Raw genomic sequence first — 14420 nt, 5'->3', positions numbered from 1 at the left:
TTAATTTGTAATCGCATAAAAAATCCTTGGTTATTAACTCAAAAATGAAATTGTTGTTTTTATTAAGAGCCTCAATGACTTCGGTTTCAAAACCATTGAGGCTTGCGGTGTTCCCGAACCGCGTAATCAGAATAGGGAGAACGGTTAGTAAGGTAAAATTGATAATATTTAGAAACCTCATCAAATTAATTGATAACTTTACGGGGCCGGGTAAAATGAACTCTATTGCTTATTGGGGCATGCTTTAACAATTGTGGGGATTGGGAAATACCCACTAATAATGGAGGACACTTTGCGCTACTCACTTAAGCAATTAGCGGTTTTCGACGCAGTTGCAGATACCGGCAGTGTAAGCCAAGCCGCAGAAAAATTGGCTTTGACACAATCAGCGACGAGTATGTCGCTTGCGCAATTAGAGAAGATGCTTGGCAGGCCGTTGTTTGAGAGGCAAGGCAAGCAAATGGCGTTAACCCATTGGGGGATGTGGTTACGACCAAAAGCAAAACGCTTGCTACAAGATGCATTGCAGATTGAAATGGGCTTCTATGAGCAACATTTATTGAGTGGTGAGATTCGTATGGGAGCGAGTCAAACCCCAGCAGAGCACTTAGTTCCCGACCTTATCAGTATCATTGATAATGACTTTCCAGAAATGCGTATTTCCCTCGGTGTACAAAGTACAAAAGGGGTGATTGATGGGGTATTAGATTACAAGTATGACTTAGGGATTATTGAAGGGCGCTGTGATGATAACCGTTTACACCAAGAGGTATGGTGTCGTGATCATCTTACTGTTGTCGCAGCTTCTCATCATCCTTTTGCTCGTAATCAGTCTGTTAGCCTTGCGCAGTTAGAGCAAGCGAAGTGGGTACTAAGAGAGCATGGCTCTGGCACACGAAAAACATTTGATAGTTCTATTCACCACCTTATTGAAGATTTGGATGTGTGGCGCGAGTACGAACACGTTCCGGTATTACGTAGTTTAGTTGCTAATGGTCAGTACCTTACTTGCTTACCGTATTTAGATGTAGAGCGATATATAGAAGCAGGTCATCTTGTGGCATTAAATGTACCTGAGTTAAAAATGGAAAGGACGCTTTCATTTATATGGCGTTCAGATATGGCAGAAAACCCATTAATCGACTGCATTAAAAGAGAGGGACTGCGAATGATGAAAGGGAAGCCTTCAGTTCTTTAAAGGTTGATTAAATATGCCTACGAGATGAGTTGGTTTATTCCCTAAATCTGTTGATTTATCGGTTGCGTCAAACTTTTAATGTAAATTGTGAAAATAATAATATCTTATTGTGATCAATATCACCGATAAGCTGAGCTGATGTATCTAACATGTGTCCTTGATTTCAATGTATGAAGGCAGTTATTGAACCATATAGGTACGATAATAGCCGAGTAGGTATGACTACCATGACGACACTTTTAGCTATTTCTATCACTACTGGAATTTTATCTGGCGTATGGGGTTGGATCGCCATCTCTTTAGGTTTGCTTTCTTGGGCTGGTTTTTTAGGTTGCACGAGCTACTTTGCAGCGCCAACGAGCGGATTGAAAGGACTAGGCATCAGCTTAATCACCAATATGACAGGCGTATTCTGGGCAATGGTAATTATTCACGGTTCCACTTACGTTGGGTTGGAAATTATTGGCTATGTGATTACCGCTATTGTGGCATTCTTCATGTGTATTCAAGCTAAACAGGCTTGGCTCGCGTACATCCCTGGTACTTTTATTGGTTCATGCGCAACATTTGCGGCTGATGGAAACTGGCAACTTGTTATTCCATCGTTGTTGCTAGGTGGTGTGTTTGGCTATCTAATGAAAGCGACAGGGCTATGGTTGCATACGAAATCAACCGCTACTTCATCTTCGCTTGCTGAGCAAGCACAGTAGTGAACCCCCGATCTTATTGGTATCCACTGTGTATTGAGTTTTATCCCTCCCAATACCCTTAATCAAAATTAATGATGTTTGATACAAGCACACCAAATTGGTGTGCTTTTTTTGTATTACAAGACAATACGCTGAGTGCAAAATACGCCTAACTCATGTATTGCCGTTGGCCATGGTAACAACGCGTTTAAGTGTCCAGCGCAGAAGAACAGGAATACACTCCATGCCTTTCTCTTCACAATGAGAAACAATAGCCAAAGCTAAGTCCGGTTTTGCATGTTTTTTCAAAACACGATTTACGACTTTTTTAGCAGGGATAGGGTGGTCATGAGGAACTTTGATGATGTCCTTAAAGAAAAGTTCAAACCCATTGTTGTACAGAAAGTGCTCGATGTCTCGGTCGGGTAATTCCGTAAGTCGATGCCTTTCCTGATCATGGTCGAGCTGTGCTCGTACTGCATGCGCGTACTTTTTCCCTGCTGGGTCGCCATCGGTAACGACATGCCAATCAATACCAAACTCTTTTGCTACTTTGATGAGTGATTTTAGACCTGATTGAGCAAACTCAACGATTTGAACCCCTTCGGCAGCCAAGTCATACCCGCATTGACGAGCCAGTTCATGAAAAAGCCAAACTTCGGTTTCGCCTTCAACAAGTAACCAGCACCGCGCAAATAATGCTCCTGAACGATGAAAACGAATATGGAAACCAATTCGGCGCAACTCGTCTCGACCAAACTTTGTTGAGTTTAAACTCTTAGCGATGGTTCTGTCTGATAGCCGAATTAAACGTCGAATTGAATACAGTGGAACAGAACCGAGTAACGTGCCACTGTTGGTGGTTAATATCTTTTGCATTGGCAACAATTGCAATAAGGACCACGCTCTCGCTAGATGAGTTGGATGCAGTCGACCTTCTGGATCTTCAATGATCAGTATTGGTCTCGCACAGCGCCTTAAATCGGTGGGGCCTTTAGCTTGAAGATAGGCATTGAGTAACCCCATTAAGAGCAAGCGGCTTTGTTTGTCATTGGTTTCTTTCAAGAACTGACTCAAACCTTTATCAGAGGAAGGGCTTGTATAGAAAAGACCATCACGAGGTTTGCGTGGGTTACCTTTACTGACACTTCTGAACGCGAAATAGTGTTCAACAAGCGTTTGCATTGAGTCGAGGCTACTACGAATCTCACCTTTATTCACATGGCCAGGCATGGCCAATAAGCGTCGACAGGTGTTGTTGATTCGTTTTTCAATCCGAGCATTTTTACCATCGCCGTTGACATGGTTTAAATCAGGGAAGCGTCGGGAGTCACGTAGTCGGATTACAGGATGAAGTGTCATTAACTCAATAGCGAGTTTCTCTGAGTGGTGAAGTTTTTTGGGTTTGCCGTTATGATCCAAAAACGCGTACTCTGTATTAATGCCATGCTCATCGCGAGACGCACTAATACGATAGTAAATGACTTGCTCACCATCTTCGTTGGTACACCATGTAGGCTTTATGCGTCTGTAGCGTCCCGCTTTTACTTCGTTTTTATCCTGCGCTTTAAAACAAACAATGATCTGTAAGTGTTGTGTTTGTGGATGAGAAATTGAGTAGTCAACGTGAAAATCTTTCAGTTTGAATTGATACAATGAGCCATTGGCAGGTAATGCGATGGAAAGGGCATCGAGTAATGATGATTTGCCCCACGTGTTTTCACCGATGAGCGTGGTGAGTTCGTCAAAAGAGAGTGAAAGGCGTTTGATGCCTCTAAACCCGGAGATTTCGATGCGTTCTAGTCTCATCTCAATCCTCCTTGCAATTATTTGAATTATCGAGAGTTATTTTGCTACTCCTAAGCATATATGAATTCGAAATTTTTGAGTTAAGCTCAGTTCACAAAATTACGAGAGCCTCTTACTGAATAGAGACCGTTACAAGCGAGGCTTGCTTTCAAAGCCGGGGGACAGCATCGTGATCACTTAAACATGAAATCCTAAATCGCAGTTTCATAAAATTCATGATTCTGTCATGATTCACTTCTTATTATTATAAGGAATGAAAAAAGAGAAGATGAAGATGAATAACAATCATAAGCCAGTGAGAATCAAACTGGCACACATCAATGACACACATTCCTACTTTGAACCAACGTCATTACAGTTAAAGCTTAAGATAAACAATGAACTCACGCTAGAGCCTTATGTCAGTGCTGGCGGCTTTTCTCGTATCGCAACCCGAGTCGAGCAGTTAAGAGATGATGCTCAGCGCCAAGGTCACGGGATGTTGTTCCTCCACGCCGGAGATTGCTTCCAAGGCACGCTGTATTTCTCACTATTTAAAGGCAAAGCCAATGCCGACTTATTGAACGCATTAAAGATTGATGCAATGGCGTTAGGCAATCATGAATTAGATATGGGGAATGAGCCAGTTGCATTGTTTTGCCAACGTACTCAGTTCCCATTGCTTGCTGGCAACTGGGATTTATCCAATGAATCGCTAAAAAAACCTCACCGTATCAGTGATTGCAAGGATGTATATAGTTACCAACCGGATACACAGAGCGCTCAATACATTGTTAAAGAATTCCATGGCGAGCGGGTCGCGATTTTCGGATTATCCATAGATAAAATGAGCGACATCGCAAACCCTGATGCAGACACGCCTTTTCACTCAGCTATTGAAACCGCTAAGGCGACCGTAAAACAAATCCATTCATCAGGTATAAAAAATATTATTCTTCTGAGCCACTTAGGTTATGAAGGTGATTTAGAGTTAGCTGAGCAAGTCGCAGGTATTGGTATAATTGTTGGTGGACACAGCCACCGGTTGCAAGGTGATTTTTCATCAATAGGGTTAGGACAAGACGATCCCTACGGTATCAAAATTAATGATACCTATGTGGTGCAAGCGGGTTTCCATGCTTTGACAATGGGGCACTGCGTCATTGAGTTTGATGAACACGGTAAAGCAACGATGTTGAGTGGACAAAATGAACTGTTGCTTGGTCGACGTATTTTTTGGGACTCGACGCTAAACCAACAGCTCGACCAAGATGTATTCGAAACCGCGTGCGACTTCATCCATGGTCAACCGAATGTCGTGGTTTGTAAGAAACACCCGGAAACTCAAGCGATCCTGAGCGATAAATATATTCCTCAGGTCAGGCAGTTACAGTCACAAGTCATTGCTAGTGTTGACACCAAAAAGCGTCATGTGAGAATTCCCGATGAATTTGGTGAGAGTGAGTTGGCTTCCTCCGTTGCACGATCATTTCTGCACTGTTTAAACAAACGTGGATATGACGTTCAATTTGCAATTCATAATGCGGGTGGCGTGCGAACCTCTTTGAACCCTGGCAACATCACAGTGGCAGACATTGCCGGACGGCTGTTGCCTTTTGCCGTTCCTATCGGCTTTTACGATGTAAAAGGCAGCGCTATTCGCCGTGCACTTGAAGGCGCGATAAATAATGCACTCAACAATGGCGTAGAAGGCACTGGATCTGGCAGTTATCCGTACACTTACAATTTAAACTTCGAGTACCACGCAGATGCCCCAAAAGGTGAAAGAGTTCAATCATTAGTGATTTTTGATGGTAAACAATGGGTAGGTGTTCAAGATGATGTTTGGTATCGAGGGACTTCTTCTGCCTATACGATGAAAGGGAAAGAGGGGTACGACGCATTGCAGGAGATGAAAGGAGAAGGGCGTGTGACCAGTTTGTCCATGGCTGATTGTTTTATTGAACTCCTGACCGATGAGCCAAACTGTTTGAATCAAAGTCACAAACTTTACACAAAGCGACGTCGATAATAGATACTGGTATTGATTTTGCTGCTCTCCACTTACTACATGGGTTGATGAGGGTGGCAGTATGTGGAATAAAGATTGGGCAGATACGGCAGTCGTGGTTGCCTGGATCGCAATTTGGTCAACACTGGTCTACTTTGTGCCTCTAAGCGGCTTTTGAATTGCTAAGAATGTGGATGTTACAAAAGGGAGCAGTAATGCTCCTTTTTTGTATCTATCTTCCCCGTTAGGGCTCTAACCAATGAAGAGTTTGTCTTGAGCCATTTGCTGCTTTTTGTCTGTTTACTAAAGTTCAGGTGGTTGAATCCATTTCTTTCTTTTTATAGTGCTTCCTGATTTTTGATAAGAATTTTATTTCGATAAGACAAGGCTTTTTTGTTGGAAAGCCTGACGCTCGGCGTTATTATGTCGGCGTTTGGGGAGTAGTTAGCGCAAGTTTACTTATCGTCATCTCGTTAAGCATCAGCTTATCCGGTAAGTAAAGGTGTTACGTGGTTTATTCACATCAACACTTCAACGAGACCAACGCATTCATTGACTAGCAGCACATAATCGTTATGTGGCTGTTGGTTGTTATTGTCTGCGGAAGGTCACCAAACGAAGTCCTTCCGCCATGGGAGGAAATATGTCTCTTATCGAAAATACCACCCAATTGAGCCAATCGGTGCCTCTTCAAGAATCATTAGCGATGTATGGTGCTTTTGGTTTATTTACCCTTGTTCTTGTTACGCTTGATATCTATCAAACACGTGGTGGCGTTATCACGATGAAAAAAGCCATCGTTTGGAGTGTTTTTTGGTTCTTGCTTGCCTTTGTTTTTGCAGGTTCTATTTATTTATTCTGGGACTTTTACGCGCCACATAGCGCTTATACGAACGACAAAGCAACGATTTCATTCTTAACAGGTTACTTACTAGAGAAGTCGTTAAGCGTTGATAACTTGTTTGTGTTTGCCATCATCTTTGCACAATACAGTGTGCCGGAGCATTTGCGTCCGAGAGCATTGCTTTGGGGGGTGATAGGTGCGCTAGTTTTACGCGCTGTCATGATTGCGGTTGGTGCTCAGTTACTTGCACAGTATCACTGGGTATTGTACTTATTTGCTGCTTTCCTTATTTGGACAGGTGTTAAGCTAGCTCGCGACAAAGGCGAAGCAGAAGAAGTTAATCCATATCCGGAGCAGTTGATTCGAAAGGTATTGCCAGTTACAGATGACTACCAAGGAAATCACTTAATCTTAAAGCAAGCTGGTAAGTGGGTGGCAACACCGATGCTGATCGTTGTTGGTGTCATTGCAGTAATGGACGTTATGTTTGCGTTGGATTCTATACCAGCTATATTCGCGGTAACGCGAGAGCCATTTTTAGTCTTAGCCGCGAACGTATTTGCATTATTGGGTTTGCGATCGCTGTACTTTGTTCTTCAAGCAATGTTAGACAAGTTTGTATACTTAAAACCAGCATTATCAGTAATCATGATGTTTATCGGGGTAAAAATGCTATTGGTTGGAACAGAATATGAGATTCCGACAGCATGGTCTCTCACATTTTTAGTTGTTGTGATGACATCGGCAGTGGTGGCATCACTCCTAAAAAATAAAGCGAAGCGTCAAACTAGCGTTAATATTACTAATCAAAAAATATAAAGTAAGCACAAAAATCAAAAGAAATAACGAAAAATATTGTTAAATATATGTTGTGACTTAAGGGTCGATTATGCAGGCAATGTTCAGTTATTCAATGTAATTACAGAAATTGTGATTATTTATGCCGTTATTATTCATTTGTATTTTTTGAGTTTTGTAATGAGTTTGTTTTATTAGAAATTCTAATCTTAATGGGTAAAATTTGTCATTTCTTAAACAATAAGAAACTGACTAATATACAACCAACTAAACAGACTACTGCTTTTAAAGAGAGGCAATCATGGCACAAGCAATGCAAATGACAAATGTAGCTTTACCAACCTCTATGGATAAGAAAACCTACGCGGTTAACTTCAAAGGACTGATTGCTCACTTACTGGACATTCTATTTGTAGATAACACTGCGCCACGCAGTTACTACGCAGAAGACTTGTCAGCACATATTCAAAAAGACATCGGTATGTACCGTTAATATTGAAATAGTGTAAGAAATACCGGCCTATGAGCCGGTATTTTTTATTTGTAAAACATGCCTACTCAACCTACGCCCTAGAAAAGAAACACTCTAGAGGAGGTAGACATGATAGTAGATTAAGTGTTGTATAGAAAAACGGAGCACCATTGGTGCCCCGTTTTGACTTGACTGAAGTGAGATATTACTTCTTGCGGCAGTATTCTGCGATCACGTACATCGACTGACCACCATTTGCCTTACCCGAAACTAGCTTTGGATCATCGCCAAGGCTAATACCACGAATTACTGTACCTTGTTTGATTACTTGGTTAGTGCCTTTTACTGGTAGGTCTTTAATTACTGTTACATCGTCACCTTTCTTAAGTTCAGTGCCGTTACAGTCAACCGTTTTATCGTCAGCAGACATCCCTTTCATCGCCCAGTTCATTTGCTCTTCTTCCATGTACATCATGTCAAGAGCATCTTGAGCCCAGCTTTCTGTGTTTAGGCGAGTGAGTTGGCGCCATGCAGTCACTTGTACAGCAGGAACCTGGCTCCACATGCTTTCGTTTAGGCAACGCCAGTGGTTAATGTCTTTTGGCTCATCGATCTCACCCAGACACTTATCACAAACCATGATGGCAGTATCAACCGTCACATTACCGTGAGGTGGGACAGCGTATGCAGTTAGTTGAGATTCAGAAGAACACAGTTCACATTTTGACTCGCAGCGCGCAAGCAGAGTAGCTTCAATAGACATAAGGACTCACCTTAGTAATGTTATTTTGTGGCGGTATTATCCACTTTATCCTGAGAAATAAAAGGGTGTTAGCGAATTAAAGACTAGATTTTACAATACTCCAACCTGATTAAGGTGAAGATGTAAAATATTCGCTAAATAAATAATACGGAAGTATAAAAGACACTATTAATTGTTTTGGCTTATGAATTAGTTGTGTCAATTTCTACAACGATTACAAGCCTAAAAGAGGTAAATTTAGAGAGAGGGTGGCTAGAACATAGCCCTCTAATTTACAGAGGGCCTGTCGTTAGCGTTCGACAATCTGGACAATTTGCTCTTTTGAAATACTCATTTCTTTACCATCCATGTCTTCATATTCGTACATACCCGTTTCCTCGTTCAGGTCTGGTTTACCGTAAGAGGTAATAATTTTCCCTTCATTTGTCGACATCAGATATTGGCTACTTCCGCATGCAGAAAGAAGTAATACAGTGGCAATAACAGTCAATACGCGCATAGAGTTTTCCTTTTAAACAAGTGAGTTAGGCAAAGACATCGATTTAACTATAGCAGAGGAAATATGAGTGGGTTTGAATAGAATTGAAATGAAAAAGCCCAGTAGAAACTGGGCTTTGGTAGGAAGGGTGTTGCGATTACTTCAAAACAGAAGTGTTAGTGACACCTGTTAGTGCGTCATCCATTAAGAAGTCAGTGTTTTCCATCTGCATCTCTACATGATGATCAATATCAGACAGAGTGCCATTTGGCGAAGCAAAAGTACTGTGTGATGCAGTAGCATTAAACTGTACAAAGCTCGCAGTTGCATTCACAGTAGTGTCCGTACTGTTCACAGTCTTCAACCCTAGCTTATTAGCAAGCGGTTCAGTACCAGCGAATGGTGCATTTGGAACGCTGTTTGGTACTGTGCTATCGCCATCCACTTCTGTCATAAAGAATGGTGTCGTTAGCGAGCCAGATGCCACTAAATCTGAAGCGTTTGTGAACGGATCGACAGTGTCTAGTGTAGTCTGTGCTGCATAGATAAATTGTGAGAAACCTGCTTCTAGCGCTGCTACTTGAGCTTCCGTTGCCGCAGCCTCAAAAGCTTCGTAACATGTTTTATCTTCTAGATCCGCACATGATGCATCAGCGTAATTCGCATAGTCTTTTGATGCTGCATAAGCGAGGTTATGTTTGATCTGAGGGCCGTAATTGTCTGAACCCAGTAACAAATTACCAATTTGTCCACCAGAGTTCTGTACTGATGCAGAACTAAAGGTGTACAGCGCATCCGCAGAAGGGCTGCCCAATGTATTGTTTGCTGCTGCGACGGCAGATGTAGCTACAATACCGCCAAGTGAATGACCTAGCATTTTGACTTTTGAACCCGTCATTGGGTTGAAGCCTTGCAGAGGACCTCCAGCTAAAAGACCGCCTTGAGCAGATACTACCAAGCTAGCGCGCAAACCTAACACATCCAGAACACTTTGACGTAGGTTGTCACGCGCAACGGCTAAGTTGGAAAGATTTAGATAAGCCAGTACATTCGCATTTGCGGAACGTTGTTCATCTAAGCTGCGCGTACCATGAATAGGTAAGTCAATAGCGATAACTGCCACACCAGCTTTTACCATATTGAACGCGAACGCGTACGCATTCTCTTTCGCTGAGGTGATGCCGTGTTGATAAATCACAACGTCTGTCGCGACGCCAGATTTAGGTGTGAAGACCAGTACTTCGACATCTTCAACCGATTTCACTACGGGAACAGGCGAGTAGCGAGTAATAATACGCTCACTATCAAGCTGGGTACCATCGGTAAGAGTAAGCTTAGCTCCAACAAGTTTTAGCTGCTCTGTAGGATCTGTAGCAAGCTTTGTCACATCAACAGGATCATTTGCAAAAACGCCTGTTGATAGCTGCTGAACCATGTTTGCTTGCTCGTTCGGATCCGCTAATGCTGCGCTTAGCTTCGCTAGGCTTGGCATCGCAGATACCATTGGTTGCATGTTCCAGCTTGCGCCTTTTTCCAAGTAATGAGGCAGTCTTACCACACCTTGTGTCACGCTTACATCGGCACCTGATTGCATGTAAAGGCCTTTAATTGCCGTTTTAGCTGCGTCTAGATCGCTAATGTATTTACTAAAGTCATCGTCAGAGTCTAGCGCAGTGCTAAAGTCTTGGGTTTCACCGAGCGTTATTGTGTAGGCCGTTGATAAGTCTACTGAACCTTCGTTTGAGTCATTTTTGTAAACGGTATTTAGTGTGTTTGCGCCAGTAGAAAAACCAGTAGCGGTTACTCCTTTGACTGCCGCTAACGTATCACCTACAGACTGGGTACTGAACCATGAGGAGTAAACGATGTCGTTAGGATTAACTTGAGCTAGACCAAAAATGCCTTCAACCGCCTGAGTGACTGCTTGAACAGAAGCAAGGTCGCCAGTTTCATAAACGATTTCTTTCGATTTACCAGTCGCATAACTTGCTGATGTACCAATTGGCTCACCATTCACGTCAGTAACATCTTGTGTAACCGCAAAAATGTACTCGCTTGACTCATCAAGTGCAGCCAAGAACTGGATGTATAGAGAGCTACCTTTTGCTTGAACTACGTAGTCCTGATTCTGAACGAGTACCTCTTCGATTGGGTTAGATTTACCGTCCCACTCGGTTAAGCGTTGGTTAATCTTGATGACTTTAACACCAGACGACAGCATGCCCGTTGCAAAACCATCGCCGTTGAAGTTAAGAACGATTGGCATAGACGTTGACCATCCATCCATCGTGTTCATTGAGGCTCTAGGGTTGGTTAAAGCATCATCGCCATCAGTTGGCAGACCAAGCGTACCATCGCTTGTGTCCATTAATAAGTAAGACGGTGCCGGTACATCTGCGTTCGCTCCTTGAAGCGTAAAACTGATGGATGTTTCGCGATCAAGCAATGCTTGGACTTCATCTTCAAATTGAACTTTGTCGGAAGTACCAGAGCTGGAGGTATCATCACCACAACCAGCAAGAAGGATTGCAGAACAAAGCATTGATAATTTAAACGTGTGTTTCATTGGTTTACTCCGTAATCCCATTATTTGAAGGTGTAGTTCATCTGTACCGCGCTGATGTAAGCAGTACCTTCTGAGTCAAACTTAATCTCTTCACCCAGAGCATTTGTCTCAGTGAAAGAGCCTGATTTACTCTTAACAAGTGCAAAGCCTGCATCGAAAGTTAAATTCTCACTCATTGCGTAAGTTAGGCCCGCGCTGTACCAAAAACGGTCACTGTCAGGGATACTCAATGTCGCTTCACCTGCTTGTTCGTCGTACGCAAAGCCTGCACGGAATGTCCAGTCTGTATTAAGTATGTAAGTTGCACCAATGGAGTAGCGATTGTTGTCTTCATATTTCTCAGGTTTAAAGAAACATACTCCGTCATTACATTCGTTACTGGTCGCTTTTAGTTCTTTAAATGTGCTCCAGTCGGTTTGTTGCCAGCCGTAATGTACAGCCCATTGTTCATTCAGTTGATGGAAAGCCGATAATTCGATAATTGAAGGGAGAGAGATTTTTAAACGGCCATCAACTTTTGGTGATGAAGCTCGACCAGAGTCGTAACTACTAAACTCACCGTCATCAAAATCTAGATCAACCTTAGAGCGGTAGCCAAAGCCAAAACGGTTGTTTTCATTTAGCTCAAATAAAGCGCCGACATTCCAACCCCAAGCGAAAGTTTCGCCTTCCATGCCGACAAGGTTATCGGACTTATTACCACCTAAAATACCGGCGAGTGCGCCTTTGTGACGAGTCAGCTCTGCTTCAGCGTATACGAGGTTGATACCACCACCGACACTGAAAGACTCGTTGATACGGTAAGCGACATTAGGGTTGATGTTTACTGAAAGTAGGGAAGTGTCACCCGCCATATCACCTGCGGAAATATCATTTGGATAGTCGGTAGCAACACCGTATGTTGTGAACATACCGATACCCCAAGCCCAGTTATCATTGATAGGGCTGATGTAATAACCTGCTGGCACGATCTGTAAAGGAGCGACATCTTTCGCGTGTTCATTGTTTACAGTGTCGTACACATCGACTTCAGGGTCGATGATAGATAACGCGCCCGAAAATTGAGCTTCTTTGAAAAGTGTCATTGCTGCAGGGTTACGGGCAAGGACGCTGGCATTATCTGCGACAGCCCCTTCACCTGAAAATGCTCGACCAAGACCAGATGCCGAATGTTCAGCTACCTGGAAGCCCGCTGAGTGGGCATTACACGCAAACAATATTGAAATTGTAAGCAGAGAGCAGTGCTTCTTGTTCATCCTTGACCCTCCTAGGGTGTCATAATGCTGGACCGAAGTCCTTGTAATTGTTGTGTGGTACTTACACCAATTGTTAATACGCGAAATACAACGGTGATGTAAATGTAATGTTAATTGTATGTTTAATAACTTGTCAAAGTTTGAGCGTATTTTGCGTTTTAAATATGATGCATAGGTCAAACGATGGCTTGTAAGGGCATGTATTATCGTTATATTTTTGAAGAGAATGGTACGACCAGAATTGTTTTGCGAGCTTTATAGTTAAATAACGATCAAATCAAGAGATAGCTCGCTTTGCGGTTTCTTCACTTCACAGGCATAATTCGCGCTCGCTATGTAGTTATTCAATAGACGCAATAGGAACCGCATTGGAATTACTGAATGTTGAATTTTTAGGTCGTTCGCTAAGGCTCGAAGGATCGATGGCTGGGTGGCAGCAGTTATATTGGGATAATACGTTGGTGTCTCAAATCGATGCCAGTGACAATACCGCAGAGACTTGTCTACACCAGTTTAAGCTCTCTGCGGGTGAGGAAATCCTGAACTGTCATTTGGAGTGTTCTTTAACATGGCAACCGTTTGAATTGAGTTACAAGGTCACAATTAACGGTGAGCTCATCAATGAAGGTTGTCGAAATGAAAAAGACATCGAGCGCCAAGTGCCAGAAGTTACGCCACCATCCGAAAAGCGTTTAAGTGTAATAGGCCTCGTATCTCTTGGGATGAAAGCACTTAAAAGTGCGAAAGTTATTAAAGTGGCGTTAGCGTCTGCAAGTCTCGCTGCATATTCTTGGCTATTTTCCATCGAGTTCGCGCTAGCGTTGATCGCTTGTTTGGTTTTCCATGAATATGGTCACATTAGAGCGATGAAGTATTTTGGAATGAAGACCAAAGGAATCTATTTGATTCCATTCCTAGGTGGTTTGGCGCTAAGTGACGAAAAGATAAACACGCGCTGGCAGGATGTGGTTATCTCAATCATGGGACCATTTTTCGGTTTAGTACTTAGTATTGTTTTTACTTTGCTTTATTGGATGACTGGTGAGGTGATCTTCGCTGGGCTTGCTGTGTTTAACGCCTTGCTAAACCTATTTAATCTGCTGCCTATTTTACCATTAGATGGTGGCCATGTGCTCAAAAGTATTACCTTCTCAATGAATACTTGGGTCGGGTTAGTTGGCAGTATTGCGACCGCTTTATTAGGCATTTTTATCAGTTACTATTTCGGTCTGACGTTGCTAGGGTTTTTATTGTTAATGGGAATGTTGGAAGTGGTGATGGAATGGAGAGCTCGACATCAAAGCCATTTATTGCCATTAACCCGTTATGGGCAGCTATTCTCACTGGCTTGGTACTTGGTCTCTGTCGGAGGTTTTGTTTCTATCATCTGGTATTTTGCCACTCTCGGAGATAGTTTGTTAAGTTTGCCGCTACAGATATTGGGCACTTGATTAGAATCATTAAAAGCTCCCTAGGGAGCTTTTTTATTTTCAGCCCTAAACCACCTACTTCAGTAGGTGGTTATCATCCGTTTCGGCTTTGCCTGTAAAACTACTC

The 14420-nt window shown here is 42.7% G+C and carries 11 protein-coding genes; 6 read left to right on the top strand and 5 right to left on the bottom strand.

From position 1 onward, the window contains the following. Positions 1 to 292 precede the first annotated feature (292 nt). Positions 293 to 1198, top strand: coding sequence for a LysR substrate-binding domain-containing protein (locus tag R7P36_RS03165; RefSeq protein WP_054575170.1), 906 nt, complete (start codon positions 293 to 295; stop codon positions 1196 to 1198). A 227-nt stretch (positions 1199 to 1425) separates the two neighbouring features. Further along, positions 1426 to 1908 (top strand): DUF1097 domain-containing protein, encoded by a 483-nt coding sequence (locus R7P36_RS03160; protein ID WP_017634175.1) that lies wholly within the window; start codon positions 1426 to 1428, stop codon positions 1906 to 1908. 153 nt (positions 1909 to 2061) lie between these two features. Here R7P36_RS03160 and R7P36_RS03155 read toward each other — a convergent pair whose 3' ends face one another. Next, complete coding sequence (locus R7P36_RS03155) at positions 2062 to 3696, bottom strand: ATP-dependent endonuclease (RefSeq protein ID WP_047103581.1); 1635 nt, start codon at positions 3694 to 3696, stop codon at positions 2062 to 2064. A 268-nt stretch (positions 3697 to 3964) separates the two neighbouring features. Between R7P36_RS03155 and R7P36_RS03150 the strand changes: the two genes are divergently transcribed. From R7P36_RS03150 to R7P36_RS03140, 3 genes are all read left to right on the top strand, one after another. Next, positions 3965 to 5707 carry a bifunctional metallophosphatase/5'-nucleotidase gene (locus R7P36_RS03150; protein ID WP_171342931.1) on the top strand — a complete coding sequence of 581 codons (1743 nt, stop codon included), beginning with the start codon at positions 3965 to 3967 and terminating at the stop codon, positions 5705 to 5707. 622 nt (positions 5708 to 6329) lie between these two features. Continuing rightward, positions 6330 to 7349 carry a TerC/Alx family metal homeostasis membrane protein gene (locus R7P36_RS03145; RefSeq protein ID WP_033907086.1) on the top strand — a complete coding sequence of 340 codons (1020 nt, stop codon included), beginning with the start codon at positions 6330 to 6332 and terminating at the stop codon, positions 7347 to 7349. 280 nt (positions 7350 to 7629) lie between these two features. Then, complete coding sequence (locus R7P36_RS03140) at positions 7630 to 7821, top strand: hypothetical protein (RefSeq protein ID WP_005376351.1); 192 nt, start codon at positions 7630 to 7632, stop codon at positions 7819 to 7821. Positions 7822 to 8005: 184 nt separating this feature from the next. Here R7P36_RS03140 and R7P36_RS03135 read toward each other — a convergent pair whose 3' ends face one another. The 4 genes from R7P36_RS03135 to R7P36_RS03120 form a co-directional block, all read right to left on the bottom strand. After that, positions 8006 to 8563, bottom strand: coding sequence for a PhnA domain-containing protein (locus R7P36_RS03135; RefSeq protein WP_005376350.1), 558 nt, complete (start codon positions 8561 to 8563; stop codon positions 8006 to 8008). A 289-nt stretch (positions 8564 to 8852) separates the two neighbouring features. Beyond that, positions 8853 to 9062 carry a YgdI/YgdR family lipoprotein gene (locus R7P36_RS03130; RefSeq protein ID WP_017634171.1) on the bottom strand — a complete coding sequence of 70 codons (210 nt, stop codon included), beginning with the start codon at positions 9060 to 9062 and terminating at the stop codon, positions 8853 to 8855. Positions 9063 to 9198: 136 nt separating this feature from the next. Then, positions 9199 to 11607 carry a VolA/Pla-1 family phospholipase gene (locus R7P36_RS03125; RefSeq protein WP_005376348.1) on the bottom strand — a complete coding sequence of 803 codons (2409 nt, stop codon included), beginning with the start codon at positions 11605 to 11607 and terminating at the stop codon, positions 9199 to 9201. Positions 11608 to 11627: 20 nt separating this feature from the next. Continuing rightward, complete coding sequence (locus R7P36_RS03120) at positions 11628 to 12863, bottom strand: outer membrane protein transport protein (protein ID WP_005376347.1); 1236 nt, start codon at positions 12861 to 12863, stop codon at positions 11628 to 11630. 422 nt (positions 12864 to 13285) lie between these two features. On the opposite strand from R7P36_RS03120, the gene R7P36_RS03115 reads away from it, so the two are divergent. After that, positions 13286 to 14314 carry a site-2 protease family protein gene (locus R7P36_RS03115; protein ID WP_005376346.1) on the top strand — a complete coding sequence of 343 codons (1029 nt, stop codon included), beginning with the start codon at positions 13286 to 13288 and terminating at the stop codon, positions 14312 to 14314. Positions 14315 to 14420: the final 106 nt, after the last annotated feature.

The organism is Vibrio sp. 397, assembly GCF_033339395.1.
GTDB lineage: Bacteria > Pseudomonadota > Gammaproteobacteria > Enterobacterales > Vibrionaceae > Vibrio > Vibrio alginolyticus.
This window is presented reverse-complemented; position numbering and strand designations above follow the sequence as displayed.

Bases quoted from the DNA above. Each gene is read 5' to 3' on its own strand.
- R7P36_RS03160 (WP_017634175.1), top strand. From the start codon at position 1,426: ATGACGACACTTTTAGCTATTTCTATCACTACTGGAATTTTATCTGGC.
- R7P36_RS03155 (WP_047103581.1), bottom strand. From the start codon at position 3,696: ATGAGACTAGAACGCATCGAAATCTCCGGGTTTAGAGGCATCAAACGC.
- R7P36_RS03150 (WP_171342931.1), top strand. From the start codon at position 3,965: ATGAAGATGAATAACAATCATAAGCCAGTGAGAATCAAACTGGCACAC.
- R7P36_RS03145 (WP_033907086.1), top strand. From the start codon at position 6,330: ATGTCTCTTATCGAAAATACCACCCAATTGAGCCAATCGGTGCCTCTT.
- R7P36_RS03140 (WP_005376351.1), top strand. From the start codon at position 7,630: ATGGCACAAGCAATGCAAATGACAAATGTAGCTTTACCAACCTCTATG.
- R7P36_RS03135 (WP_005376350.1), bottom strand. From the start codon at position 8,563: ATGTCTATTGAAGCTACTCTGCTTGCGCGCTGCGAGTCAAAATGTGAA.
- R7P36_RS03130 (WP_017634171.1), bottom strand. From the start codon at position 9,062: ATGCGCGTATTGACTGTTATTGCCACTGTATTACTTCTTTCTGCATGC.
- R7P36_RS03125 (WP_005376348.1), bottom strand. From the start codon at position 11,607: ATGAAACACACGTTTAAATTATCAATGCTTTGTTCTGCAATCCTTCTT.
- R7P36_RS03120 (WP_005376347.1), bottom strand. From the start codon at position 12,863: ATGAACAAGAAGCACTGCTCTCTGCTTACAATTTCAATATTGTTTGCG.
- R7P36_RS03115 (WP_005376346.1), top strand. From the start codon at position 13,286: ATGGCTGGGTGGCAGCAGTTATATTGGGATAATACGTTGGTGTCTCAA.